This is a genomic window from Georgenia satyanarayanai (assembly GCF_009193135.1).
Classification (GTDB): domain Bacteria; phylum Actinomycetota; class Actinomycetes; order Actinomycetales; family Actinomycetaceae; genus Oceanitalea; species Oceanitalea satyanarayanai.
Genome location: NZ_VUKC01000010.1, coordinates 19,673 through 42,841, shown reverse-complemented (window position 1 = coordinate 42,841; position 23,169 = coordinate 19,673). Strand labels below are relative to the sequence as shown.

19 protein-coding genes and 2 tRNA genes are annotated in these 23,169 nt (G+C 74.4%); 8 read left to right on the top strand and 13 right to left on the bottom strand.

Annotated elements, in window-relative coordinates:
• Nucleotides 1-40: 40 nt before the first annotated feature.
• Nucleotides 41-1,675 (bottom strand): catalase, encoded by a 1,635-nt coding sequence (locus GD632_RS11545; protein WP_152192293.1) that lies wholly within the window; start codon nucleotides 1,673-1,675, stop codon nucleotides 41-43.
• 159 nt (nucleotides 1,676-1,834) lie between these two features.
• Entirely contained in the window at nucleotides 1,835-2,395 is a 561-nt protein-coding gene (locus GD632_RS11540; protein ID WP_152192291.1) for a helix-turn-helix domain-containing protein, read from the bottom strand.
• 83 nt (nucleotides 2,396-2,478) lie between these two features.
• On the opposite strand from GD632_RS11540, the gene GD632_RS11535 reads away from it, so the two are divergent.
• Nucleotides 2,479-3,468, top strand: coding sequence for an NAD(P)/FAD-dependent oxidoreductase (locus GD632_RS11535; RefSeq protein ID WP_152192289.1), 990 nt, complete (start codon nucleotides 2,479-2,481; stop codon nucleotides 3,466-3,468).
• A 70-nt stretch (nucleotides 3,469-3,538) separates the two neighbouring features.
• Here the strand turns inward: GD632_RS11535 and GD632_RS11530 are convergent, their stop codons facing one another.
• The gene (locus GD632_RS11530) at nucleotides 3,539-4,054 is read right to left on the bottom strand and encodes a M15 family metallopeptidase (RefSeq protein ID WP_226924822.1); all 516 of its coding nucleotides are present in this window, start codon (nucleotides 4,052-4,054) and stop codon (nucleotides 3,539-3,541) included.
• Nucleotides 4,055-4,252: 198 nt separating this feature from the next.
• On the opposite strand from GD632_RS11530, the gene GD632_RS11525 reads away from it, so the two are divergent.
• Entirely contained in the window at nucleotides 4,253-4,945 is a 693-nt protein-coding gene (locus GD632_RS11525) for a response regulator transcription factor (RefSeq protein WP_152192285.1), read from the top strand.
• A gap of 10 nt (nucleotides 4,946-4,955) precedes the next feature.
• On the top strand, nucleotides 4,956-6,023 hold the full coding sequence (locus GD632_RS11520; RefSeq protein ID WP_152192283.1) for a sensor histidine kinase: 1,068 nt from the start codon (nucleotides 4,956-4,958) through the stop codon (nucleotides 6,021-6,023).
• 36 nt (nucleotides 6,024-6,059) lie between these two features.
• Here GD632_RS11520 and GD632_RS11515 read toward each other — a convergent pair.
• Nucleotides 6,060-6,135, bottom strand: a tRNA-Ala gene (locus GD632_RS11515).
• A gap of 149 nt (nucleotides 6,136-6,284) precedes the next feature.
• Between GD632_RS11515 and GD632_RS11510 the strand changes: the two genes are divergently transcribed.
• On the top strand, nucleotides 6,285-7,508 hold the full coding sequence (locus tag GD632_RS11510; protein WP_152192280.1) for an arginine deiminase: 1,224 nt from the start codon (nucleotides 6,285-6,287) through the stop codon (nucleotides 7,506-7,508).
• A 108-nt stretch (nucleotides 7,509-7,616) separates the two neighbouring features.
• On the opposite strand, the gene GD632_RS11505 is transcribed toward GD632_RS11510, so the two are convergent.
• The 4 genes from GD632_RS11505 to GD632_RS11490 all read right to left on the bottom strand — a co-directional run bounded on the left by GD632_RS11505 (nucleotide 7,617) and on the right by GD632_RS11490 (nucleotide 11,467).
• Complete coding sequence (locus GD632_RS11505; RefSeq protein WP_152192278.1) at nucleotides 7,617-8,429, bottom strand: hypothetical protein; 813 nt, start codon at nucleotides 8,427-8,429, stop codon at nucleotides 7,617-7,619.
• 253 nt (nucleotides 8,430-8,682) lie between these two features.
• On the bottom strand, nucleotides 8,683-9,294 hold the full coding sequence (locus tag GD632_RS11500; RefSeq protein ID WP_152192275.1) for a GNAT family N-acetyltransferase: 612 nt from the start codon (nucleotides 9,292-9,294) through the stop codon (nucleotides 8,683-8,685).
• The gene (locus tag GD632_RS11495; protein WP_152192273.1) at nucleotides 9,294-10,508 is read right to left on the bottom strand and encodes a molybdopterin molybdotransferase MoeA; all 1,215 of its coding nucleotides are present in this window, start codon (nucleotides 10,506-10,508) and stop codon (nucleotides 9,294-9,296) included. The genes GD632_RS11500 and GD632_RS11495 overlap by 1 nt, the downstream gene beginning before the upstream one ends.
• On the bottom strand, nucleotides 10,505-11,467 hold the full coding sequence (locus GD632_RS11490) for a UTP--glucose-1-phosphate uridylyltransferase (protein ID WP_152192270.1): 963 nt from the start codon (nucleotides 11,465-11,467) through the stop codon (nucleotides 10,505-10,507). The genes GD632_RS11495 and GD632_RS11490 overlap by 4 nt, the downstream gene beginning before the upstream one ends.
• A gap of 87 nt (nucleotides 11,468-11,554) precedes the next feature.
• Here GD632_RS11490 and GD632_RS11485 point away from each other — a divergent pair, with 87 nt between their 5' ends.
• Nucleotides 11,555-12,202, top strand: coding sequence for a 5-formyltetrahydrofolate cyclo-ligase (locus GD632_RS11485; protein WP_152192268.1), 648 nt, complete (start codon nucleotides 11,555-11,557; stop codon nucleotides 12,200-12,202).
• A 106-nt stretch (nucleotides 12,203-12,308) separates the two neighbouring features.
• On the opposite strand, the gene GD632_RS11480 is transcribed toward GD632_RS11485, so the two are convergent.
• Nucleotides 12,309-14,912, bottom strand: coding sequence for a penicillin acylase family protein (locus GD632_RS11480; protein WP_152192265.1), 2,604 nt, complete (start codon nucleotides 14,910-14,912; stop codon nucleotides 12,309-12,311).
• A 140-nt stretch (nucleotides 14,913-15,052) separates the two neighbouring features.
• Here GD632_RS11480 and GD632_RS16400 point away from each other — a divergent pair, with 140 nt between their 5' ends.
• Both GD632_RS16400 and mscL read left to right on the top strand, forming a co-directional pair.
• Nucleotides 15,053-15,715: an SAF domain-containing protein gene (locus GD632_RS16400; protein WP_152192262.1), complete on the top strand. Its 663-nt coding sequence runs from the start codon at nucleotides 15,053-15,055 to the stop codon at nucleotides 15,713-15,715.
• Nucleotides 15,716-15,883: 168 nt separating this feature from the next.
• On the top strand, nucleotides 15,884-16,285 hold the full coding sequence (gene mscL, locus GD632_RS11470) for a large conductance mechanosensitive channel protein MscL (RefSeq protein ID WP_152192260.1): 402 nt from the start codon (nucleotides 15,884-15,886) through the stop codon (nucleotides 16,283-16,285).
• Nucleotides 16,286-16,289: 4 nt separating this feature from the next.
• Here mscL and GD632_RS11465 read toward each other — a convergent pair whose 3' ends face one another.
• The 3 genes from GD632_RS11465 to GD632_RS11450 form a co-directional block, all read right to left on the bottom strand.
• Nucleotides 16,290-16,523 carry a hypothetical protein gene (locus GD632_RS11465; protein ID WP_152192258.1) on the bottom strand — a complete coding sequence of 78 codons (234 nt, stop codon included), beginning with the start codon at nucleotides 16,521-16,523 and terminating at the stop codon, nucleotides 16,290-16,292.
• Between the two features lie 29 nt (nucleotides 16,524-16,552).
• Nucleotides 16,553-20,821: a hypothetical protein gene (locus GD632_RS16030; RefSeq protein ID WP_193311456.1), complete on the bottom strand. Its 4,269-nt coding sequence runs from the start codon at nucleotides 20,819-20,821 to the stop codon at nucleotides 16,553-16,555.
• Between the two features lie 226 nt (nucleotides 20,822-21,047).
• Nucleotides 21,048-21,120: transfer RNA gene (locus GD632_RS11450), tRNA-Arg, on the bottom strand.
• 55 nt (nucleotides 21,121-21,175) lie between these two features.
• On the opposite strand from GD632_RS11450, the gene GD632_RS11445 reads away from it, so the two are divergent.
• Complete coding sequence (locus tag GD632_RS11445; protein WP_152192255.1) at nucleotides 21,176-21,613, top strand: SRPBCC family protein; 438 nt, start codon at nucleotides 21,176-21,178, stop codon at nucleotides 21,611-21,613.
• Nucleotides 21,614-21,719: 106 nt separating this feature from the next.
• Here the strand turns inward: GD632_RS11445 and GD632_RS11440 are convergent, their stop codons facing one another.
• Nucleotides 21,720-22,976 (bottom strand): O-succinylhomoserine sulfhydrylase, encoded by a 1,257-nt coding sequence (locus GD632_RS11440; protein ID WP_152192253.1) that lies wholly within the window; start codon nucleotides 22,974-22,976, stop codon nucleotides 21,720-21,722.
• Nucleotides 22,977-23,169: the final 193 nt, after the last annotated feature.

The following is a 23,169-nucleotide window of genomic DNA, read 5'->3' as shown; positions in this document are numbered from 1 at the left end:
GCAGGGCCCGGGCTCGTCACGAGCCCGGGCCCTGCGGCGTCTACGCCCCGGTCGGCAGCCCGCGGGCGTTGGGGACGGTGTGCGTCATCTGCAGGCCGGTGACGTCGCGCGGCCCGTTGCTGCCGAGGTTGCGCGCACGCTCGAGCTCCTCCTCCGTCAGCCGCTGGCGAGGCAGCGGCTCGAGGTGACGGACGTCGTCGGCGGTGATGCCCAGGCCCTCCCCGACGCGCCGGCCGAGCTCGTCGTCGCACATGAAGAAGTGCCAGACCATGCGCTCCTGGACACCGCGGGATGCCTGACCGATGTTGTCGACGAAGTTCTTGACGAGGTCGTCCTGCTCCCACGCCTCCATGAGCTGGAAGCGCTGGCCGGGCTGCTCGTAGTCGTTCGTGCGCTCCAGCTGGGCGCGGGTGAGGCGGCCGCGCAGCTCGGGGCCGACCTCCTCCTCGCGCGCGTGGATGGTCGACTCGCGCAGCCCGCCGTCGTGGGATGGCTCGTAGTTGATGTGCGCGTTGCCGGTCGGGTCCTGGTGGAAGGCCATCTGCCCGTCGCGCTGGTTCGTGCGCACCGGCACCCTCGGGGAGTTGACCGGGATCTGCAAGTAGTTCGTGCCCACCCGGTAGCGCTGGGTGTCGGAGTAGGAGAAGGTCCGGCCCACGAGCATCTTGTCGTCGGAGAACTCCAGGCCGTCGACGAGGACGCCGGTGCCGAAGGCGATCTGCTCGTTCTGGGTGTGGTGGTCGGTGATGTTCTCGTCGAGCACCATCGTCCCGACCTTGCGCGGCGGGAACTCGTTCTCCGGCCACACCTTCGTGTCGTCCAGCGGGTCGAAGCTCAGCTCGGGGTGCTCGCCGTCGGACATGATCTGGACGAGCAGGTCCCACCTGGGGTGGTCGCCGCGGTCGATGGCCTCGTGGAGGTCGAGGGACGCGTGCCCGGTGTCGTGGGCCTGGACGGCGGCGGCGTCCTCCTCGGTGAGCGACCGGACGTCCTGGTGCGGCATCCAGTGGTACTTGACGAGGACGCTCTCCCCCTCGGCGTTGACCCAGCGGTAGGTGTTGACGCCGAAGCCCTGCTGGTGGCGGTAGGTGGCGGGGATCCCGCGCGGTGAGAAGAGGTTGACGAGCATGTGCATGGACTCCGGCGTCTGGGACATGAAGTCGAAGATGCGGGCCGGGTCCTGCCGGAACGTCACCGGGTCGGGCTTGAGGGAGTGGATGACGTCGGGGAACTTGATGGCGTCGCGGATGAAGAACACCCCGAGGTTGTTGCCCACGAGGTCCCAGTTGCCGTCCTCGGTGTAGAACTTGATCGCGAAGCCGCGGGGGTCACGGGAGGTCTCGGAGGAGTCGCGCCCGCCGATGACGGTGGAGAAGCGGATCGCGAGGGGCGTGCGCTTGCCGGCCTCCTGGAACAGCTTCGCGCGGGTGTACCTCGCGATCGGCTCGTCACCCCACTGGCCGGTGGCCTCGAAGTACCCGAAGGCGACCTTGCCCCGGGCGTGGACCACGCGCTCGGGGATCCGCTCCCGGTCGAAGTGGGAGATCTTCTCGAGGAACTGGTAGTTCTCCAGGGTGGCCGGCCCGCGTGAGCCCACCGTCCGGGTCTGCTGGTTGTTGGCCACCGGGTGGCCCTGGCGGGTGGTGAGCTCGTCGCGCTGCTCGTGGTCGGTCATCGCTCTCTCTTTCCGGGAGCCGGGCCACGGCACGGGGACCGCGCCGTGCGGCCCACGGTCCGACGCGCTGCCCCCAGGCCGTACGGACGTGTCGGTCCAGGCTGGCACGGGCATCCGCGCCCCGCCCGTCGGCCACGACGGCGCCAGCCGGGCGCCGGCTCAGTCCGTGGCGGCCGGTTGGTGGTCGCGGCGGGCAGCGCGGTCGAAGATCGCCAGGACGTCGACCGGCCCGTGCTCGGCCCCGAGGGCGTGCGGCAGCATCGTGGGGAACTCGGCGGCCTGGTCGGCCCCCAGGCGGTAGCGGCGCTCGCCGAGCAGAAGGACGGCGGTGCCGGACAGGACGACGAGCCACTCCTGACCGGCGTGCGCGCGCATCCTCGCCGGGTCGGGCGGGACGGTGAGCCGCTGCCGGACGACGCTCAGACCCGGCTGGGCACGGACGGGCCAGCGCCGCCAGCCGTGCGGGTCGACGACGGGGCTGACGACGACGTCCTCGACGTCGCTCGCGACGAGCTGGTCCAGGGTCGTGTCCAGCGCGCGCGCGAGCCCGACGAGCTGGTCCAGCGCGAGGCGACGCTGGCCGTTCTCGATGCGCGAGAGCGTGGAGGGGCTGAGGCTCGAACGACGGGCGAGCTCGTCGAGGGACCAGCCGTGGGCCAGGCGCAAGGCGCGCACCCGCTTGCGCACGAGGCCTTCGGCGGCACCAGTCTCTTGCTCCATACGCAAGAGGCTATGTCCCCAACGCAAGCCATGGCTACGGTCGGGGCAGCGGGCCCGGCCGAGGCCCACCGAAGGAGAGTCATATGTCTGCCGACACCCTGCCCGACCGCACCGTGGACGCCGTCGTCATCGGCGGCGGGGCCGCCGGGCTCAACGGCGGGCTCATGCTCGCCCGCTCGCGCCGCTCCGTCGTCGTCATCGACGGCGGGACGCCGCGCAACGCCCCCGCCGAGGCCGTCCACGGGCTGCTCGGCCTGGACGGCACGCCGCCCGCCGAGCTCTACCGCCGCGGCCGCGAGGAGGTGCGCGGGTACGGCGGCACGGTCGTCACCGGGACGGTCGCCGCCGCGTCTGCGACCGAGCCCTCCCCCGAGGGGGATCTGCGCTTCTCCGTCACACTCACCGACGGCCGCGAGCTGACCGCTCGCCGCCTGCTCGTCGCGACCGGGACGCGCGACGTACTCCCCGACGTCCCCGGCCTCGCGGCCCACTGGGGGCGCGGCGTCGTCCACTGCCCCTACTGCCACGGCTGGGAGGTCCGCGACGAACCGATCGGCATTCTCGCCGTCGGGCCGGTCTCCACCCACCAGGCCCTCCTGTTCCGTCAGCTCACCGACGACGTCGTCTACTTCACCCGGCGCACCGAGCTCGACCGTGAGGCCCGTGCGCGCCTGGACGCGCTCGACGTCCGGGTCGTCGACTCGGACGTGGAGGAGGTTCTCACCGCGGCCGACGGCGGCATCGAGGGCGTGCGCCTGTCCGACGGGAAGGTCGTCGCCCGTCGCGTCCTCGCGGTCGGATCCACGCTGGCGCCGCGCATGCAGGGACTGGAGGCGCTGGGTCTCACCCTGGAGGACCTGCCGCACGGGGTGGGCCGCCGGGTCGTCTCGGGGGTGGCGGGGTCCACCGAGGTGCCGGGTGTGTGGGTGGCGGGCAACGTCACCGACCCGATGGCCCAGGTTGGCGCGTCCGCGGCGGCCGGCGCAATGTCCGGCGCCCATATCAACGCCCACCTCGCGGCCGCCGACGCCGACGCCGCGCTGGCCGCACGGATCGTCGGCGCCGGGCGATAGGCAGCGGCACCCGCCAGGGCCAGGGCACAGCGCCCACCCAGCGGCCGAGTGCCACCGGGCAGCAGCGTCGTCAACGCGACATCCGCGGATCGCTCGTCGGGTCGGGGTACTGCGCGGGACACCCGGCCGTGGCGGCGTCGGGCCGGAGCTCGAAGTGCCAGGACTCGTTGGCGTACACCTGGCACAGGCCGTAGGAGGCGCCGAACCGGGAGAGCCAGTCGATCGCGTCGTAGGGGGCGATGTCGACCGCCTCCCCGCTGACGTGGAGCGATGTCTCGGGCGTGGCGACCCACCGGGCGGCCTCGGCCTCGGAGCCGTACGTGCCGACCGCCTGCTCCAGGAGGTGGTTCTGGTAGGCGGCCGAACGCCATCCGCTGCTGACCTGGATCTCGATCTCCGCGTCCGCCGCGTCCGCCGTCGCCTGCCGCAGGGCATCCGCGAGGGCGGGGTCGAGGTTGCCGATCCCCGCGAGGTTCTCGTCGAGGACCGTCGCACCATGGGGAAGGCGTCCGTCAGCCTCGGTCGGCCCGCCCGGACCGACTCGATCGCGCACCTGGCCCGACGGGCCGGGCGTCGTCGTGGGCACCGCCTGACATCCGGCCGTCACGACGGCCAGGCAGACGACGAGCGCAAGCGCGCGGCGCGGTGGTCCTTTCCTGCCGCTCGCGGGCGGTCGAGGGGGCGCGTTGAGAATCATGGCTCCATCCCAGCGAGGCACCCGTTGTCGACCCGTATGCAGTTCTCGATACGTTCGCGATACCCCCCGGCTCGTACCATCGCGAGGGTGCGTGTGCTGATCCTCGAGGACGAGCCCTACCTGGCCGAGGCCGTGCGCGACGGTCTGCGCCTGGAGGCGATCGCGGCCGACGTCGCCGGTGACGGTGCGACCGCCCTGGAGCTGCTGACCGTCAACTCCTACGACATCGCCGTCCTCGACCGCGACGTCCCCGGCCCGTCCGGTGACGAGGTCGCGCGCCGCATCGTGGCGACGGCCAGCGGGATGCCCATCCTCATGCTCACCGCGGCCGACCGGCTCGATGACAAGGCCTCGGGGTTCGAGCTCGGTGCTGACGACTACCTCACCAAGCCCTTCGAGCTGCGCGAGCTCGTGCTCCGCCTCCGCGCGCTCGACCGCAGGCGGGCGCACCACCGGCCGCCGGTGCGGGACCTCGCCGGCCTGCGGGTGGATCCCTTCAGACGCGAGGTCTTTCGCGACGGCCGATACGTCCCACTCACCCGTAAGCAGTTCGCCGTCCTCGACGTCCTCGTCGCTGCGGGCGGTGGTGTCGTCAGCGCCGAGGAGCTCCTCGAACGCGCGTGGGACGAGAACGCCGACCCGTTCACCAACGCCGTACGCATCACGGTCTCGGCGCTGCGCAAACGCCTCGGCGAGCCGTGGGTCATCACCACGGTCCCCGGTGCGGGGTACCGCATCGACTCCGGTGCGCAGCCTGGAGGGGACCGCGGTGACGGGTAGGGCAGGCGGGATGAGCGCCCGGCTCAGGCTCACCCTCAGCTACGCCGGGTTCCTCGTGCTCGCGGGCACGTTGCTGCTCGCGGTCGTGTGGGTGTTCCTGCTCCGCTACGTGCCCGACGGCACGATACGGACGCAGGCCGGCTTCGTCCCCAACCGCTCGGACCTGGTCGACGCGTTCGTGCCCAACGCGGCGCTCGCGCTGCTGTTCCTCCTCGTCCTCGGCATCGTCGGCGGATGGCTTCTCGCCGGCCGGATGCTCGCACCGCTGCACCGGCTCACGGAGGCCACGCGGACCGCTGCCACGGGTGACCTCTCGCACCGGGTCCACCTCGAGGGGCGGAAGGACGAGTTCCGGGAGCTGGCGGACGCGTTCGACGACATGCTCGGCCGGCTCGAGGCACACGTCGCCGCGCAGCAGCGGTTCGCTGCCAACGCCTCCCACGAGCTCCGCACGCCGCTGACGATCACGCAGACCCTCCTCGACGTCGCCCGCAAGGACCCGCACCATGACGGCGCGCAGCTCCTCGACCGTCTCAGCGCGGTCAACGGCCGGGCGATCGACCTCACCGAGGCGCTGCTGCTGCTCAGCCGCTCCGACCGGCGCACCGGGGAGCCGGTCGACCTGTCCCTCCTCGCCGAGGAGGCCGGCGAGACGCTGCTCCCGCTGGCCGAGAAGCACGGCCTCGTCCTCGAGACGTCGGGGGACGCCAGCCCGACGACCGGTTCACGGGCTCTCCTGCTGCAGATGACCATGAACCTCGTGCACAACGCCATCGTGCACAACACCTCCGGACGTGGAGCCGTGTGGGTCAGCACCACCGCTCACCGGGGAGTCGCGACGCTCACCGTCGAGAACACCGGGGAGGAGATCAACGCGGACGCGGCCTCGACCCTCACCGAGCCTTTCCACCGCGGCGGCGGGCGCACGCGCACCGGCGACCACGCCGGCGTCGGCCTCGGCCTGGCCATCGTCGAGACGATCGTCCGTTCGCACGACGGGACGCTCGTCGTCTCGCCGCGCCCCTCCGGCGGACTGCACGTCACGGTCCGACTACCGGCCGTCGACGGAGACGACTGAGGCGCGGCACCGTCCGGTGCCGCGCCTCAGGGCCGATGGTGGAGCTAGGGGGATTCGAACCCCCGACCTTCTCATTGCGAACGAGACGCGCTACCAACTGCGCCATAGCCCCATGCTCGGTCGAGCGGTGCCCACTTTAGCACCGCCGTCGGGAGGGAGTGAACCCGGCCCCGCGTTGACGTGGGTCACAGGATCGACGGGCCGGGCGCCGCGTCGCGCAGTACGTTGAGGGGCGCCACTACCCCCGACGACGAGGACGCCATGACCTACCACGTGGACTCCGAGGTCGGCCGCCTCCACGAGGTGATCCTCCACCGGCCCGGACTGGAGATGCGCCGCCTCACCCCCCAGAACCGCGAGGAGCTGCTCTTCGACGACATCCTGTGGGTCGAGCGCGCCGAGGAGGAGCACGACGCCTTCGCCCGGGCGCTGCGTGACCAGGGCGTCGCGGTCCGCTACTTCACCGACCTCCTGCGCGAGACCCTCGCCGTCCCGGCCGCGCGGTCCCTCATCGTCGAGCAGACCTTCGGCCCCGCGCTCCTCGGTGCCGCCGGCGTCCAGCCCGTCCTCGACATGGTCAACACCCTCGACGACGGCGAGCTCACCACCCTGCTCGTCGGCGGCCTCACCAAGCGCGAGCTCCTCGAGCGGATCGACGAGCCCCGTTCGGTCGCGCTGCACGTCCTCGCGCAGGACGAGTTCGTCGTCCCGCCCCTGCCCAACCACCTCTACGCGCGCGACGCCTCCGCGTGGGTGTACGACGGCGTGGGGGTGAGCAACATGCGCAAGCGCTCGCGCCTGCGTGAGTCCCTCCACTACCAGGCGGTCTACCGCTTCCACCCCGACTTCAGGGGCGTGGACTTCCACCTGTGGAGCGGGGCCGGCGGACGCACCGGCATCAACGTCGAGGGCGGGGATGTCCTCGTCCTCGGCCGCGGCGCCGTCCTCGTCGGGATGAGCGAGCGCACCACACCGCAGGGGGTGGAGCGCGTCGCCCAGCGCCTCTTCGAGACGGGCTCGGCGACGCAGGTGGTCGCCCTGGCCCTGCCGCACGAGCGGGCCTTCATGCACCTGGACACCGTGATGACGATGGTCGACGACCACACCTTCACCGAGTACGCCGGGCTCGGCGCGCTGCCCTCCTACCGGATCACCCCCGGGGACGCCGACGGCGAGCTCGTCGTCACCGACCACCCGCCCGAGGAGATGCACGCGTCGATCGCCCAGGCCCTGGGTGTGGACTCCCTGCGCATCCTCACCCCGGCGCAGGACTCCCTCAGCGCGGAGCGGGAGCAGTGGGACGACGCCTGCAACGTGCTGGCGCTCGCGCCGGGCGTCGTCGTCGCCTACGAGCGCAACACGACGACCAACGCCTACCTGCGCTCCCACGGTGTCGAGGTCATCGAGGTGCCGGGCTCGGAGCTCGGCCGCGGGCGGGGTGGGCCCCGGTGCATGAGCTGCCCGACCATCCGCGACGGCATCTGACCGACCCGCACCCCGCCTCCACCTCGGCGAGTACGCACAAACGGTCACCGGCGCCGCCTCACGGGGCGGTCGCGGTGACCGCCAGTGCGTGCTCGGGGAGAGGAGGCGTCAGGCGCCGACGGCGCGGCGGCGGGCGAGGACGGAGTCGAGGTCCAGGCCCCGGGCGGGCAGCGCCTCGGCCGCGGGGGTGGCCTCGGGCTCCGGGTCGGCGACGGGCGCGTAGGGCGAGCCGGCCAGTCCGGAGACGACGACCACGGGCTCGGCGGGTGCCGCGGGCTCCGCGGGCGCCTGCTCGGCGACGGGCTCGGGCTGGGGCGCCTCGTAGGGCGCGATGTCCCGGCGCGGTGCCGAGGCCTTGAGCGTGTAGGTGGGGACGGGCACCTGGACCGGGGTCCAGCTGCGGGCGACCGGCTGCTCGGCGGGCGCGGCGGCCTCGGTCGCCCCCTCGACGACGGCGGTGGCCGCGGTCTCGGGCACCGGCTCGGCGGACGTGGGTGCCTCGGCCGGCTCCTCGGTGGCGGCAGGCTCAGCCTGCGGGACGGCTGCGCTCGACGCCGCCGACCCCGCCGGACGGGCGGAGGGTGCCGGTCGGCTGCGCGGGGCGGGCCGCACCTCGAGGCGGGCCATGGCGGCGCGGTCGGCCGAGGTGCGCCGGGCGGCGACCTTCGCGGCACGGCGGCCGAGCACGAGGACACCGGCGAGCAGGACGGTCGGCACGACACCGAGGGCGATCGGCAGGCTGCCCAGGCCGAAGCCGAGCCAGCCACCGACGCTCGCGAGGAGCAGCACGACCGTGAGGACGAGCCGGCGCTTGGCGGCGGCCTTGCGACGGCTGATCTCGGCGGCGCGCGCCGCGCGCAGCTGGGCCAGTCGCCGCGCCTCGGCGGCGGCCCGCTCGCTGGGGGTGGTGGGCCTGTTCACGGCGGGTGCCTCCGTTCGTCGTCGTGGATCGTGGAGGTACGGCCTGCTCTCCCGGGTCCCGTGGTGCTCCCCGGGCGACGACCGCCTCGCCGTCGCCCCGGTGGCCACCACGCGCAGCGTGCCGGAGAAGCGGTCCTCAACCCGTGACTCCGCCAGCTGGTGACGGCTGTGCACGAGGTGGGGGACCAGGTACCCGAACAGGATGAGGGCTAGTCCGACGACCACCCACCCCTGAACATCCACAGGCACGAAACTATCCGGGCGGCGCACCGCCGCCGGGATCGTCGGCGGCGTGTCTCCCGCGCGTGCGGGTCCACCGCTCGAGGAGCCCCTCGGGGACCTCCTCGGTGACGAGCGCGAAGGTGCGGTGGTCGCGCCAGTCGCCGTCGATGTGGAGGTAGCGCTCACGCAGCCCCTCGTCGCGGAAGCCGAGCTTCTCCACCACCCGCAGGCTCGCCGTGTTCTCGGGCCGGATGTTGATCTCGATGCGGTGCAGCCGCAGGACGGTGAAGCAGTAGTCGGCGGCGATCGCGACGGCGGTCGGGGTGATCCCGCGCCCGGCGACGTGCTGGCTCACCCAGTACCCGATCGAGGCCCCGCGCAGCGCCCCGAGGATGATCGAGGAGACCGACAGCTGACCCACGAGCTCGCCGTCGGCCTCGATGACGAAGGTGAGCGCCTCACCGCGCCTGCCCTGGCGGCGACTCTGCGCGACGTAGTCGCGGAAGCCCACGGGCGGCGCCGGGACGGGGCTCGTCGCCTCCCACGGACGCAGCCACTCGACGTTCTCCCGGCGCACCCGCTCCCACGCGGCGCGGTCGTTGTAACGGAGCAGTCGCAGCCGGACGCCCTCGTGCTCCAGCATCAGCCGTCCAGCAGCAGGCAGGAGAGCGCGGTGCCCTCGGTGACGTCGGTGAGGTCCTCCGGTACGACGGCCAGCGCGTTGGCGCGGGCAAGCGCGCTGAGGAGGAGCCGGCTCGGGGAGCCGACGGGCGTGGCCCGGTAGCCCTCGCGGGGGGACCCGGCGAGCGTGACGCGGACGAACTCGCGCCGGCCGGCCGGCGAGTACCAGCCGGTGCTCGCCGTCGCCGTCACGGTGGGGCGGTAGAGGTCGGTGTACCCGGCCATCGACAGCACCGCCGGGCGCAGGAAGACCTCGTAGGCGACCTGCGCCGCCACCGGGTGCCCCGGCAGCGCGAAGATGGGAGTGCCGTCCCCGATGTGGCCCAGTCCCAGCTGGCGGCCGGGCCACATGGCGACATTGTCGAAGCGCACCGTCCCGAGCGGGGCGAGCACCTCCTTGACGGTGTCGTTGGAGCCGTGGCTCAGCCCGCCGGTGGTGACGACGAGGTCGGCGCGCACGAGCTGGTCCTCGAGGGTCTCGCGCAGCGGTCCGCGCTGGTCCGGGACGGCCGCCACCCGGTAGGTGGCGGCGCCGGCGTCGTGCAGCGCGGCGGCCAGGGCGTGCCCGTTGGCGTCGTACACCTGCCCGGCGGCGGCCGCCTGACCCGGTTCGACGAGCTCGTCACCGACGGAGATCACGACGACGCGCGGGCGCGGGTGCACCGTCACACGGCCGCGACCGACGGCGGACAGGAGCGCGACCTGCCGGGCCCCCACCCGCTCGCCCGCCGGGAGGACGACCTCCCCGGCGCGGACGTCCTGGGCGCGCCGGTTGACGTTCTCCCCCACGGCCGCGGCCGTGCGGACCTCGACCTTCGCCGTGCCGCGGTCGGTCTGCTCGACCGGCACGACGGCGTCGGCCTCCACCGGCAGCGGCGCACCCGACGCGATGCGCACGCAGACGCCGGCGGGCAGGCGGGTGCGCTCGACGCTCCCGGCCCGGACCTCGTCGAGCACCCGCAGGGTCACCGGCGCCGACGGCGTGGCGGTGGCGACGTCACCGGCCCGCAGCGCGTAGCCGTCCAGCGCGGCGACGTCCGCGAGCGGCAGGTCGCGGGGAGCGAGGACGTCCTCGGCGAGCACGCACCCGACGGCGTCGGCGAGCACCACCTCGAGGGGCGGCTGTGGGCCGACCGCCGCCAGACAGGCGGCGAGGTGCTCCTGGACGCTTCTCACCGGGGGTGGCTCGCGGCGGGGTCGGAGCTGAGCTCGACGTGCCGGCCCGCGACGAACTGCTCGAGCCAGGCGGAGAAGTCCGGCCCGAGGTCCTCGCGGTCGACGGCGAGCTGGACGACGGCCTTGAGGTAGTCGAGCTTGTCACCGGTGTCGTACCGGCGGCCGCGGAAGACGACGCCGTGGACGCCGCCGCCCTCGCTCGCGGGCATCCGGGCGAGGGTCTGCAGGGCGTCGGTCAGCTGGATCTCGTTGCCGCGGCCGGGCTCGGTCCCCTCCAGGACGTCGAACACGGCCGGGGACAGCACGTAGCGGCCGATGACGGCGAGGTTCGAGGGCGCCTCCTCCACGGGGGGCTTCTCGACGAGCTCGGTGACGGTGACGACGTCGCCGTCGGGGATCCCCGCGAGGGAGACGGGCTCGACGGCGGCCGCGCCGTAGAGGTTGATCTGCGAGGGCTCGACCTCGAGCAGCGCGATGACGGAGCCGCCCAGGCGCTGCTGGACGTCGATCATCGTCGGCAGGATCGGGTCGCGGGCGTCGATGAGGTCGTCCCCGAGCAGCACCGCGAAGGGCTCGTCGCCCACGTGCTCACGCCCGCACAGCACGGCGTGGCCCAGGCCCTTGGGCGTGCCCTGACGGACGGCGTGGATGTCGGCGAGGGCGGTGGGACGGCGGACCTCGGCGAGGCGGTCCTCGTCGCCTTTGGCCTCCAGCGCCGCCTCGAGCTCGACGTTGCGGTCGAAGTGGTCCTCGATCGCGGACTTGCCACGGGCGGTGACGAGGAGGACGTCCTCGATGCCTGCCGCGGCGATCTCCTCGACGACGTACTGGATCGCGGGCCGGTCGACGACCGGCAGCATCTCCTTGGCCACCGCCTTGGTGGCGGGCACGAAACGGGTGCCGAGCCCGGCGACCGGGACGACAGCCTTGAGGACCGGGGTGAAGCTCTGCTCTGTCATGCCCGAAGGCTACCGAGCACGCGCCGGGTCCGCCGGAGGGAGGCGCGGCGCCCCCACGGACGGGCCCCGGCGTGGAAGACTGGACACATGTCGACGGCGATCCGCTTCCCCAGCACGGCCGGACTGGAGCTGGAGGACGCGAAGAGCGCCCTGCGCGAGACCGTCCGGACGTCCCGGGCGGCACGCTCCCCGCGTCAGCGTGAGGAGGCGGCTGCGGCCTTCGCCGAGCACGGCGTCCAGGCGGTGGGCGGTGCCCGCTGCGTCGCCGCCTACGTCTCCGCGTCCACCGAGCCGGACACGAGCCTCCTCATCGACGCCCTCCAGGAGCGCGGGATCCGGCTCCTGCTCCCCGTCCTCGGCCCGGGGCTCGCGCGCTGCTGGGGGGAGTACACGAGCCGCGAGCACCTGGCGCAGCGCGCGCCCGGCCGCCCGCTCGAGCCGGAGGGCGAGGTGCTCCCCCCGGAGGCGCTGGCCGAGGCGGAGGTCGTCATCGCCCCGGCCCTCGCCGTCGACCGGAGCGGGATCCGGCTGGGGCAGGGTGGGGGCTGGTACGACCGGGCGCTCCTCCATCGCGCGCCCGACGCCCCGGTGCTCGCGATGGTCCACGAGGCCGAGCTCATCGTCGACGCCCACCTGCCACGCGCCGAGCACGACATCCCCGTGGACGCCGTCATCACCGAGGAGCGCTGGTTCCTCATCGACGGCTCCCCCTTCGCCCACACCCCCACCCCCTGACCCCCACAACTTCGCAATTGGTGGGTTGCCTGACGCCTCAGGGCCCTCTGGGCGTCACCCAGGTGACCAACTGCGAAGTTTTCGGGGGTGGGAGGCGGGGCGCGCGTCAGCCGGGGTGGCGCAGGGTGCGGGTGCTCGCCGCGGCCTCGTCGACCGCGGCGCGGCTGAAGGGCCAGGGGAAGGCCTCGCCAGCGGCCCATGCCCCCAGCTGGTCGGCGTAGTGGTCGTCGGCCGGGTGCCCGGAGACGCCGGTGAAGTTCACCCACAGGGACCGGTCGAGGTCACCCAGCTCGACGGCCATGCGCATCGAGGGCACGCTCGTCACCCGGTAGTCCCGCCGGCCCTCCACCTCGGCGCTCGCGTCCCAGCCGGTCGCGTTGACGATGCTCGAGCCACCGCCCACACCCACGGGGCTCGGGTTGGCGAACCACGAGACCGGCGCCGGCACGCCGTCACCGAGCACGGGGTGCTGGGGGGCGGCGACGTGAAGCCGTGACCACTGCCAGTCCTCGGGGTTCTTGCCCAGCGTCTGGGTGAGCTCGTTGCGGGCGGCGACGAGCGCCTGGAGGAGGATCTCGTCGCGGCTCTCGACGAGGTTGATCGTCCGCCGGTCGTCCCACCACGCGTTCGTCGGGTCCTCGAGGAGCCGGTCGACGACGACGAGCCACCGGCTGCCGCCGTCGGGGGCGAGCGTGGCGGGCAGGTCGTCGGCGAAGGTGAGGTCCAGGAGGTTCGCCCAGACGGCGGCGAAGTAGGCGGCGGCAGCGGAGTCACCGCTCTGCTGGTAGCCGTCCGCGGCCCACTCCTCGAGGAGGTCGACGGCCTCGCGGACGAAGGCGTCGGGGACCGTGACATCGAGCAGCGCCGGCACGAGGTGCTCGGCGTAGGCGCTGGCCTCGTCGTTCATCGCCGCGTTGGCCCACTCGGCGTCGATCGCGGTGCCGTCGGCGATGGCCCCGGAGATGAGCTCGCGCAGCCGCTGGGAGCGGAAGCCGTAGTCCCAGTCGCCGGTGAGGAAGGGGCCCTGGCCGGCGGGGAGCACCGCCTGGTTCGCCGCGACGATGAAGCCCTCCTCCGGGTTGAGCGCGCTCGGCATGTCGGCGGCGGGCACGTAACCGGCCCAGTCGTAGCGTCCGTCCCAGCCGGGGCGGGGCCAGCTGCCGTCGGAGGGGACCGGGCCGTCCGCGACCGCCTGCCGGACCGGGACGCGGCCGGGGGCCTGGTAGCCGATGTCGCCGTCGGTCGTGGCGAAGACGATGTTCTGCGCGGGGACCTCGAACAGGGCGGCCGCCGCGGCGACGTCCTCGGCGTTCGTTGCGCGGTTGAGCGCGAAGATCGCGTCCCCGGTCCGGCCGGGGGTCAGCGCCGTCCACGACATCGCCACCGCGTAGCCCCCGAACCCGGGGGAGGGCGAGCCGTCGGGCACCGGGGAGCTGTTCGCCGCGGCGGTGTCGGGCAGGATCCCCGAGACGATCGGCCCGTGGGAGGTGGCCGCGACGGCGAGGGACACGTCCGTGCCGCCGTTGACGGCGATCGTCTCGGTGCGCCGGGTGAGCGGGACGCGCTCGTCCCCGCGGAGGTAGGTGCCGTCGTCGTAGACACGCTCGAGGAAGAAGTCGACGACGTCCGCTCCGAGGTTCGTCAGCCCCCACGCCAGCTCGGCGTTGTGCCCGATGATGACGCCGGGCATGCCGGCGAAGTCGAAGCCCGCGACGTCGAAGGTGCACAGGGTGGTGATCTCGCGGCAGTGCAGGCCCACCTGGTGCCAGATGCCCGGGGCGCTGATGCCGAGGTGCGGGTCGTTGGCGAGCACCGGCAGCCCGGTGGCGGTGTGCTCCCCGGACACGACGAAGGAGTTCGAGCCGATGCCCTCGCCCTCACCGAGGAGGCGCGGCGTGGCCTGGACGGCGGCATGGGCGCTCTCCACGGCGTCGGCGACGCCGGCGGGCGCGGGCCAGGAGGCGTCCTCGACGGTGGCCTCGGGGTCGGTCGCGTCGGGCGGCGGGATGATCGGGAGGTTCTGCGCCTCGGGGTAGGCCGGGTAGATCTGCCCGACGCGGGAGATGTCCCCGCCGAGGGCGCGGACCGCGGTGGCGCGGCCCAGCTCGTCGTCGACGTTCGCGGCCAGGTCCCAGGCCATCGCCTTGAGCCAGGCGAGGGAGTCGATCGGCGTCCACGGTGCGATCTCACCGAGGTCGGTGACGATGCCGAGCACGGTGTACTCGACCCCGAGCTGGCTGGCCTCGCGGGAGTCGAGGTAGGCGTTGACGCCATCGGCGTAGGCCTCGAACAGCGCGCGGCTCTCCTCGCTGAGCAGGTCCCACTCCTGCTCGGCGACGCGGCGCCAGCCGAGGGTGCGGATGACCTGGTCCGCGGCGAGGGCACTCTCGTTCTCGCCGACGAGCTCGGAGACGCGGCCGGCCGTGACGTGGCGCCGGTAGTCCATCTCGAAGAAGCGGTCCTGGGCGTGGACGTAGCCCTGGGCGCGCATGAGGTCGGTGTCGGTGTCCGCGTAGATCTGCGGCACCCCGCGCTCGTCACGCAGCACCTCGACCTCGGAGGAGAGGATCCGCAGCGTGGTCTCGCCCCCGTAGTCGGGCAGCGGTCTGCGCACCAGGACGGCCGCGAGCGCCACGCCCGCCACGAGGATGACGACGAGGACGGCCGCGACGACGATCGCCAGGCGCTGCAGAAGGTGGGAGCCACGCACCTGCCGAGGGTAACCGGAACCGCCGACGACAGGGCGGCTCCGCGCCGTGACTCCTCCCCCGACGCCGCCGGCGTACCTCACACCCACAGTCCTGACCCGCCCGCCGTGGTCGGGTCCCCGCCGGGCCCTACGGTCGGCCCATGTCCTCCCCGCCGGTACCCCCGTCACGCCGCCGCCGGGCGCGCGTGCGCCGCATGCTGTGGCGCTGGCGCCACGTCCTGCTCGCCGTGAGCGTCGTGTCCGCGGTGGGTGTGGTGGTGCAGGAGGTGAGGCCCCCGGCACCGGCGACGGTGGGCGTCGTCGTGCTCGCGCGCGACGTCGCGGCGGGTGCCCCCCTGGCGGACTCCGACGTCCTCACCGCCCGGCTGCCGCGGGAGCTCGTCGCGGCCCGCATGCTGCGCACCCCGACGCAGGCGGTCGGTCACCGCCTGGCGGTGGGGCTGCCCGCCGGGTTCCCGCTGGCCGAGGAGGTGCTCGTGGGGCCGGGACTGGCAGCGGGCACCGCCCCCGGTGAGGTCGTCGTGCCCGTGCGGCTCGCGGACGCCGCGGTGGCCCGGACGCTCCGCCCCGGGGACCGGGTCGACCTCCTCGCGGCGGCGGCGGACGCGGCGGCGAGCGAGGGCGGGGCGCAGGTGGTGGCGGCCGGGGCGCTCGTCGTGGCGCTCGAGGAGGACGGTGGGGGCGGCCTGCTCGGCGGGGAGGAGCCGGCGTCACTCGTCTTCGTGGCCGTCCCGCGCGGGGTGGCACCGGACGTCGTGGGGGCGAGCGCGTGGGCACCGTTGCGCGTGGTCCTCCCCGGCTAGCGGCCGGGCACTCTGTCCCCCGCTCCCGGGAGGGGGGTGGCCACACCGTTCCCGCTGGTGTGACGGCCTGGCGCCGCGGCGGCGACGCGACAGGTGGAGGACGCAGCCGTGGGTCTAGTGTGCGGACCGGCCGGGGCGGTCCCGGACCAGGAGTGGGAGGAGCGAGCTGTGCTCAAGGGATTCAGGGACTTCATCACCCGCGGCAACGTCATCGACCTGGCGGTCGCGGTGGTCATCGGATCAGCCTTCGCGGCCATCGTCGACACGATCGTGTCGAGCATCATCACGCCGGTCGTCAACTCCATCGGGAGCGCGGACGTGGAGGGGTGGGGCTTCGAGATCATCTCCGGCCGGCCGGACACGCTCGTGAACTTCTCCGCGATCGTCAACGCGATCGTCGTCTTCCTCATCACCGCCGCCGTCGTCTACTTCGTGTTCGTCATGCCGATGAACACCTTCCAGGAGCGGCGCAAGCGAGGCCAGGAGCCGGAGCCCGAGGCACCGGCCGAAGACGTCATCCTGCTCCAGGAGATCCGCGACCTCCTCAAGGCGCAGGCCACGCGCCCGTAGCGGGCTACTGCCAGTGGGGCGGCTTGTCCCGCAGGTAGCGAGCGTCGTCGGCGCCCTCGGGCAGCTCGCCCCAGGCTGCATCGGTGTCCTCGCCGGCTCGGTCCGGCAGCACCGGTTCCGCCGCGGGGCGCTGCGTGGCCGTGGGCGGCCCGTCCGCGGCGCGCCGCGGCTGGGCGGGCGGCTCGGTGGGAACGAGCGCACCCTCCTCGCTCGCGCCGAGGCGGGTGGGCGGGGCCACCACGCGCCGGTGCCCGCCGCGGCGGGCCATCAGCGGCGACGTGCGGCGACGGCGCGCAGCACGGCGTCCACCTCGACCCCGCGGCGGGTGAGCGCGAGCTCCTCGCGCAGCGCCTCCACGAGGGCGTCCTCGTCGCGCTCGGTGCCGTCGGCGTCGATCCACGCGGCGAGGTCGTCGAGCTCGTCGTCGGAGTAGGCCCCGACGGGCAGGCCGGGTGTCACCGGCGGGCGGGGGCCGCGCTCGGCCCCCACCAGGGCCTCGTCGCCGCCCGCCGTCGGCTCGGGGTCCGCCGCCGGCTCGGGGTCCGTCGTCGGCTCGTCCGTCTCGGCGGGCTCCTCGACGGCTGGCGCGCCGGCGGCCTCGGGCGTCGGGGCGCTCGGCTCACCGCCACCCGCCGTCTCCTCCGGCGTGCGGTCCTCGTCCGTGTCGCTGACCTCGACCGGCAGCGCCGCCGCCGGGGGCCGGACCGGGTCGGCCGCCCGGCGACGGGAGTCGACGACGTCGAGCGCGAGCGCGACGATCGCCTCCGCCTCCCGTTGGGGGTCGGTGAAGACCGCGGTGGAGAAGGCCATGTGCACCCGCCACCCGCGCGACACGAGCCGCTGCACCCAGTGCCGCTCGCGACGGCGCAGGTTGGGCTCGGCGACGTACGCGGCGTCGTCGGTGAGGACGGCGACGAGCAGCTCACCGGGAAGGTCAGGGTGCCCGATCGCGAGCGGGATCCGCACCCCGCCCTCGACGCCGTACTGCGGCACGACCGTCAGACCCAGCCGCCACAGCCGCTCGGCGAGGTCGACGAGGAGCGGGTCGGGGGCCGCGCCGACGCCGTCGACGTCCTGGACGGGCTGCGGGTCGGCGGCCCAGTCGACGATGTCGGCGAGGAGGAGCGGGCCGGGGGTGTGGAGCCGGCCGCGGTCGATCTCGCCCGGCCCGACGCAGGAGACGACGACGAGCCGCTCGCGGACGGCGTCGAGCGCGTCGATGAGGCACGCCTTGCCGTCCGGTCCGCTGATCGCGCCGAAGCTGTGGAGCACCCGCCCGTGGGGGGTCTTGGCGTAGCCGAGGGTGAGGACGACGGTGTCGCGCCGCAGGCCGCCGGCGCCGTCCGCGTCGACGACGACGAAGGGCTCCTCCCGGTCGGCGGCGAAGAAGCGGGCCACCGCCGAGGAGCCCGACACGGCGGAGATGACCGCCTCGCGCACCCGGTCGGCGTGCCGGGCGTTGAGGGCGACGACGGCGAGCGACTGCTCCGGCGACGTCAGGGCGTGCTCGATGACGAGGTCGACGACCCGGTCCACCTCGGCCTGGACGCTCTCGACCGCGTCCGCCCCGGGAGCGGGCATCCCGAAGCCCTCGACGAGCTCGAGGGTGATGCGGCCCGGTGACGGCGGGTCCGGCACCGGCTGGATGACGTCCTCGTAGCCGTGGCGGGCGAGGAAGGCCGCGATCGACTCCTCGCGCTCGGCGCGGTCGGTGGGCAGCGTGAGGACGGGCAGGAGCGGGGCGAGCTCGGAGACGAGCCCGTCGCCGCCGCGGCGGGAGTCACCGACGAGCACGACCTGGCTGCCTCGGGTGATGGCGCCGACGGCCTGCTCGGTGGGCAGGTGGTGGACGCCGTCGAGGATGACGAGGTCGACGCTCCGCGTGGGCGGCAGGAGCTGGGGCACGAGGACCGGCGGCACCACCCAGCCGGGCCGGACCGCGCCGAGGAGCTCGGGGTGGCGGGCGTAGGTGCGCCGCAGGTCGACGCCGGTGCCCAGCTCCGCCTCGAGCTGGGCGGCCTCGTCACGGCGGTCGCGGACCAGGGCCCGCAGCCGGCGGACGACGGCGCGGCGGACCGGGCCGGGCAGGGTGCGGACGTGGGCGGCGTCGAGCTCGCGGAAGCGCTCCGCCAGAGCGACGAGCCCGGGGCCGTCGTAGCCCGCGAGCGCGGGGTCGGTGCGGAGGATCTCCTCGAGCACGGAGGCCCACCAGGCGAGGTCGAGCTCCGCGCCGGCGAGCGCGGCGACGACGCGCCGATCGGTGAGGTCCGCGACGAGCTCTCCCAGGCCGAGGGCCTCGAGGTCGGCGAGCACGGCCGTGCGCTCCGGCATGAGCCGCACCGCCTCGCCGTCACCACCGAGGGCGGTCATGAGCGCGGCGAGGTCGGCGAGCGGGAGGTCGAGGAGGTCGGGCTTGCCCGCCCCCGCGCCGACGACGTCCTGGAGGGCGAGCACGTCCGCCTCGACGGCGCGCGCGTGGCGCGTCATCTCCGACAGGCCCTCGGGCAGCCGCGGCCAACCGCCGGTGGGGCAGTGGCGGCGCCACACCTCGCGCTGCTCCTGGACGTGGACGAGCTCGGTGTGGAGGTCGGTCACCGGGCGGCCCGGGCGCAGCAGGTCCTTGGCCTGCTTGCGCAGCCGCCGGCGCGTGCCGAAGGACATGGTGACGCCGTGCTCCTTGCGCCACGAGCGCGTGGAGGTGGCGATGACCATGTCGGCGGCGGACCGCTCGAAGACCTGCGGGACGAAGACGTCGAGCGCGGAACGGACGCCGTCGAGCATCTCGAGCTGCTCGAGCCACCCGCGCAGGGTCACCGCCTCGGTGATGCCGGTCTCGCGCGTGGTGCGTCCGACGTCCTCCAGGACGCGGGGCAGCTCGACCCCGGCGAGCCGCTGGGTGCGCTCCAGTGCCTGGCGGGCGGCGTCGGCGCTGTCCAGGCGGACGCCGTACCAGGGGGTGTCGTGGGGGCGCAGGTCGAAGGCGCCGAGGGACGCGGCCCGGACGAGACGCTCCCGGGCGTGCTCGCGGCGGTCGCCGGCGAGGTCGCGGACGGTGCCGGCGGGGAGGCGCACCTCGGTGCGCGGACCGGGCCGGGCGGCGGTCAGCTCGGCGAGGGCGAGCAGTGCGGCGTGCGCGGAGCAGCCCCACGGCTGGCGCGAGGTGTGGAGGGCGGTGACGTAGGCGGCGAGGCGCTCACGCACGGACACGAGCTCGGCGCGTACCGCACGGACGGTGTCGACCTCGCTCGGCGGCTCCTCGGCGGTGAGCCCGGTGCGCAGCTCCTGCGGAGCACCCGCCCGCCATCCCGTGTCGGTGGCCAGGTCCAGGACGAGCTCGCGCAGCCCGAGCCGGTCGAGCTCCTCGACGAGCGCGCGCCCCACGCGTCGCGTGCCGGGCACGTAGAGCACCCGCCGGCCCGAGGCGACGGCGTCGGCGACGACGGCGGCGAGGGTCCCCGGCACGTCGGCGCCCGGAGGCGCGTCGATGAAGACGTCGGTGCCGGCGGCGACGGCGTCGATGACCCGCTGCTGGTCGGGGTCCAGGTCCCCGACGCCCCGCTCGGCCTGGGGCTGACGGTCCGCGCCCGCCCGCTCGGGCAGGACCCGGTCGAGGGCGGCGCGCGCGTCCTCGTCCCCGGCGAGCGCGGCGACGACGTCGTGGCCGACGAGGTCGTCGTGCATGGCCTCGAGGTCCTCGACGAGCACCTGGCCCGGGTGGACGAAGGGACCGATGAGGACCCGCTCCTCGAGGGTGAAGTCGGGCAGGTGCTCCTCGCCGAGGAGGGCGATCCGGCCGAGCGCGGCCCGCGGGGAGAAGCCGTCGGAGGTGAGGGCGCCGGCGGCGATGGTGTGGAGGTCGGCGTTCACCCCGCGCGAGCGCAGCGCCCGCACGAGGACGGTGTTGAGGTCGACCGCCGGCTCGAGCTCGAGGTCGAGGTCGGCGACCTGCCCGCCGCGGGGGGTCAGGCGCACGGGGCGCAGCAGCACCGGCGCCCGCACGGTCCGCGGCTCGGCGGCGGTCGCCCCACCGGCCGGGGCGTCGGCGTCGGCGTCGGCGTCGGCATCGCCGTCGTCGTCCGTCACGGGCGCGGGCGGCGGCAGCTCGGTCCACGAGGCGATGCCGGCGGCGAGGTAGGTGGGGGCCACGCCGTAGCGCTGGGCGAGCTCGTCGGTGCGGGCGACGACGGTGCGGGCGGAGCGGCGGGCCGCGACGAGGGCGCCGCCCTCGCGGACGAGGTTGGACAGCCGGGTGGCGCGCCCGGAGTAGAGCTGGGCGATCCCGGAGGGGTGCGCCGCGGTGAGGTCGATGACGGCCTCACCGAGCATGCTGACGTCGGAGAGGGCGCTGGCGCCGCTGAGCGCGACGAGCCGCTCACGCCACTGCTGGGCGGCGTCCTCGACGGTGCGCGCGCGGGCGCTGGGGGCGGCGTCGGGCTCGCCGCCCTCGGAGCGGCCGCCGACGACGCCGACGGGACCCGGTCCGCCGCTGCGGCGGGGCCCCGCGGGAGGCCGGGCGAAGAGCGGTGAGGGGGTCATCACCCCACGCTAACCAGCGCCAGCCCGCCGGTCCGTGCGACCCGCCGGGGCGGGGAGATCTGCCCGGGCATAAAGATAGGGCGTGACGCACACGGGGGGCAGGCGTCACGCCCTATGAGCAGTATCCTGGTCCACCTTTCGTCGGAGCGCAAGCCCCGACCTCCGTACAGTTTTGTGTGATCTGCCTCACACCTCGCGACGACCTTCATCACGGGGTCGTCTTCGGTGCCTCCGGGCAGATTCGAACTGCCGACACCCGCTTTAGGAGAGCGGTGCTCTATCCCCTGAGCTACGGAGGCGGGGCGGGCCCAGCGTACTCGGCGAGCACGGCCGTACGCACATAGGCTCGGGCGCATGGCCAGCCGCACGCTCGACCTCCCGCAGGACTGGGCCTACGCCGTCGTCACCGCCGTGCGGCACCACGGCCGCTGGATCCCGCTCACCCGCGTCGACGCCCCCGCCCGGGCGTTGCGGGCCGGTGACGACGTCGTGGGTCGCTCGGCGCTCGTGCTCGTCGACCGGATGCGCGTCACCCACGCCGACGCCCCCCGGGAGCTGCGCCTGGTCAAGACCGGGCCGCTGCTGCTCGGGGAGGTCACCATCACGGTGCGGCCCGACGGTCCCTCGCGTGCCGTCGTCGACTGGGTCGAGGAGGGCGTCCACCTCCGCGGGCCGCTCCCCCGCCGCCTCACCGCGGCGCTGCTGCGTCCGTCCCTCGAGGCGATGACCGCCCTGGCGCTGTGGCGCATCCACCGGTCGGTCCGGCGCGAGCGCCGCCGGCGCTCCGGCTGACACCGGGCCCACCCGCGGACCGCGCGGCTGATCCTGCTCCGCGCTGCCGACATGTCCGCAGCGTGCAGCAGGATCAGCAGCGTGGACCGAGGAGGGGCGGCGCGAGTCAGCCCGCCGGGACGGCGGCGAGCGCCTGGGCGAGGTCCGCGCGCAGGTCCGCCGGCTCCTCCAGCCCCACCGACAGCCGCACCGTCGCGTCGCTGATGCCCACGCGGGCGCGGCCGTCGGGGCCGAGCCGCCGGTGGGTCGTCGTCGCCGGGTGGGTGACCATCGACTTCGCGTCGCCGAGGTTGTTCGAGATGAGGACCAGGCGCAGGGCGTCGAGGAAGGCGAAGGTCTCCTCACGGGTAGCCGGCCGGTCCCCGACGGCGACGTCGAAGGTGACGACGCTGCCCCCGCCGCTCATCTGCGCGCGGGCGAGCGCCGCCTGCGGGTGGGAGTCGAGGAAGGGGTGGCGCACGCGGCCCACCCGGGGCAGCGTCTCGAGCCACCGCGCCAGCTCCAGGGCCGCGTCGCTCTGGGCGCGCACCCGCAGCGGCAGCGTCTCCAGACCCTTGAGCAGCACCCACGCGTTGAAGGGGCTCAGGGACGGGCCGGTGTTGCGCAGCACCAGCCGCAGCGGCCCCTCGACGAACTCGCGGCTGCCGAGGACGGCGCCGCCCATCGTCCGTCCCTGGCCGTCGATGTGCTTGGTCGCCGAGTACACGACGACGTCGGCTCCCTGGGGCAGCGTGCGCTGCAGGACCGGGGTGGCGAAGACGTTGTCGACGACGACGACGGCGCCCGCCGCGTGGGCGAGGGCGCTCACCCCGGCGACGTCGACGATGTCCTGCATCGGGTTGGACGGCGTCTCGAACAGGACGACGTCGGCCGGGGTGGCCAGGGCCCGGCGCCAGTCCTCGAGGTCGTGCGCGTCGACGTAGTCGGTGACCACGCCCCAGCCGCCGAGGATGTCCTCGAGGAGCGTGATCGTCGAGCCGAACACGGCGCGGCCCACCACCACCCGCGAGCCGCTGCGCACGAGCGCCGCGAGCGTGGAGAAGACCGCCGACATGCCGGTGGCCGTGGCGGCGCAGGCCTCGGCCCCCTCGAGAGCCCGCAGCCGCTCCTCGAAGGTGCGCACCGTGGGGTTCTCGTAGCGGCTGTAGGTGAAGCGGTCGGTCTCCCCCTCGAAGGCGGCCTCGGCGTCGGCCGCGGCCGCGTAGACGAAGCCCTGCGTGAGGAAGAGGGCCTCGGAGGTCTCGTCGAAGCCGGTGCGCTCGTGCCCGGCGTGCACGGCTCGGGTCGCACTGCCCCACGTGGGGTCCGGCTCCGGGTACCCGCCGGGCCCGGGACAGGCGGGGCGGGTGGTGGACGTCGTCATGGCTCCTCCATCGGTCCTGGCGGGAGCACCCGTGGGCCGGGTTGCTGCAGCGTCGACGAGCCAGGTCTCTCGGCTGCTCTGGATGGGTCCCGACGATGCTAACCACGCCGCGGGCAGCCTGACCCGCGCCCCCCTCACCCGTCCCAGCACACGGGACGACAGCCGCCGCCGACGCCACGGGGTGAGACTCGCG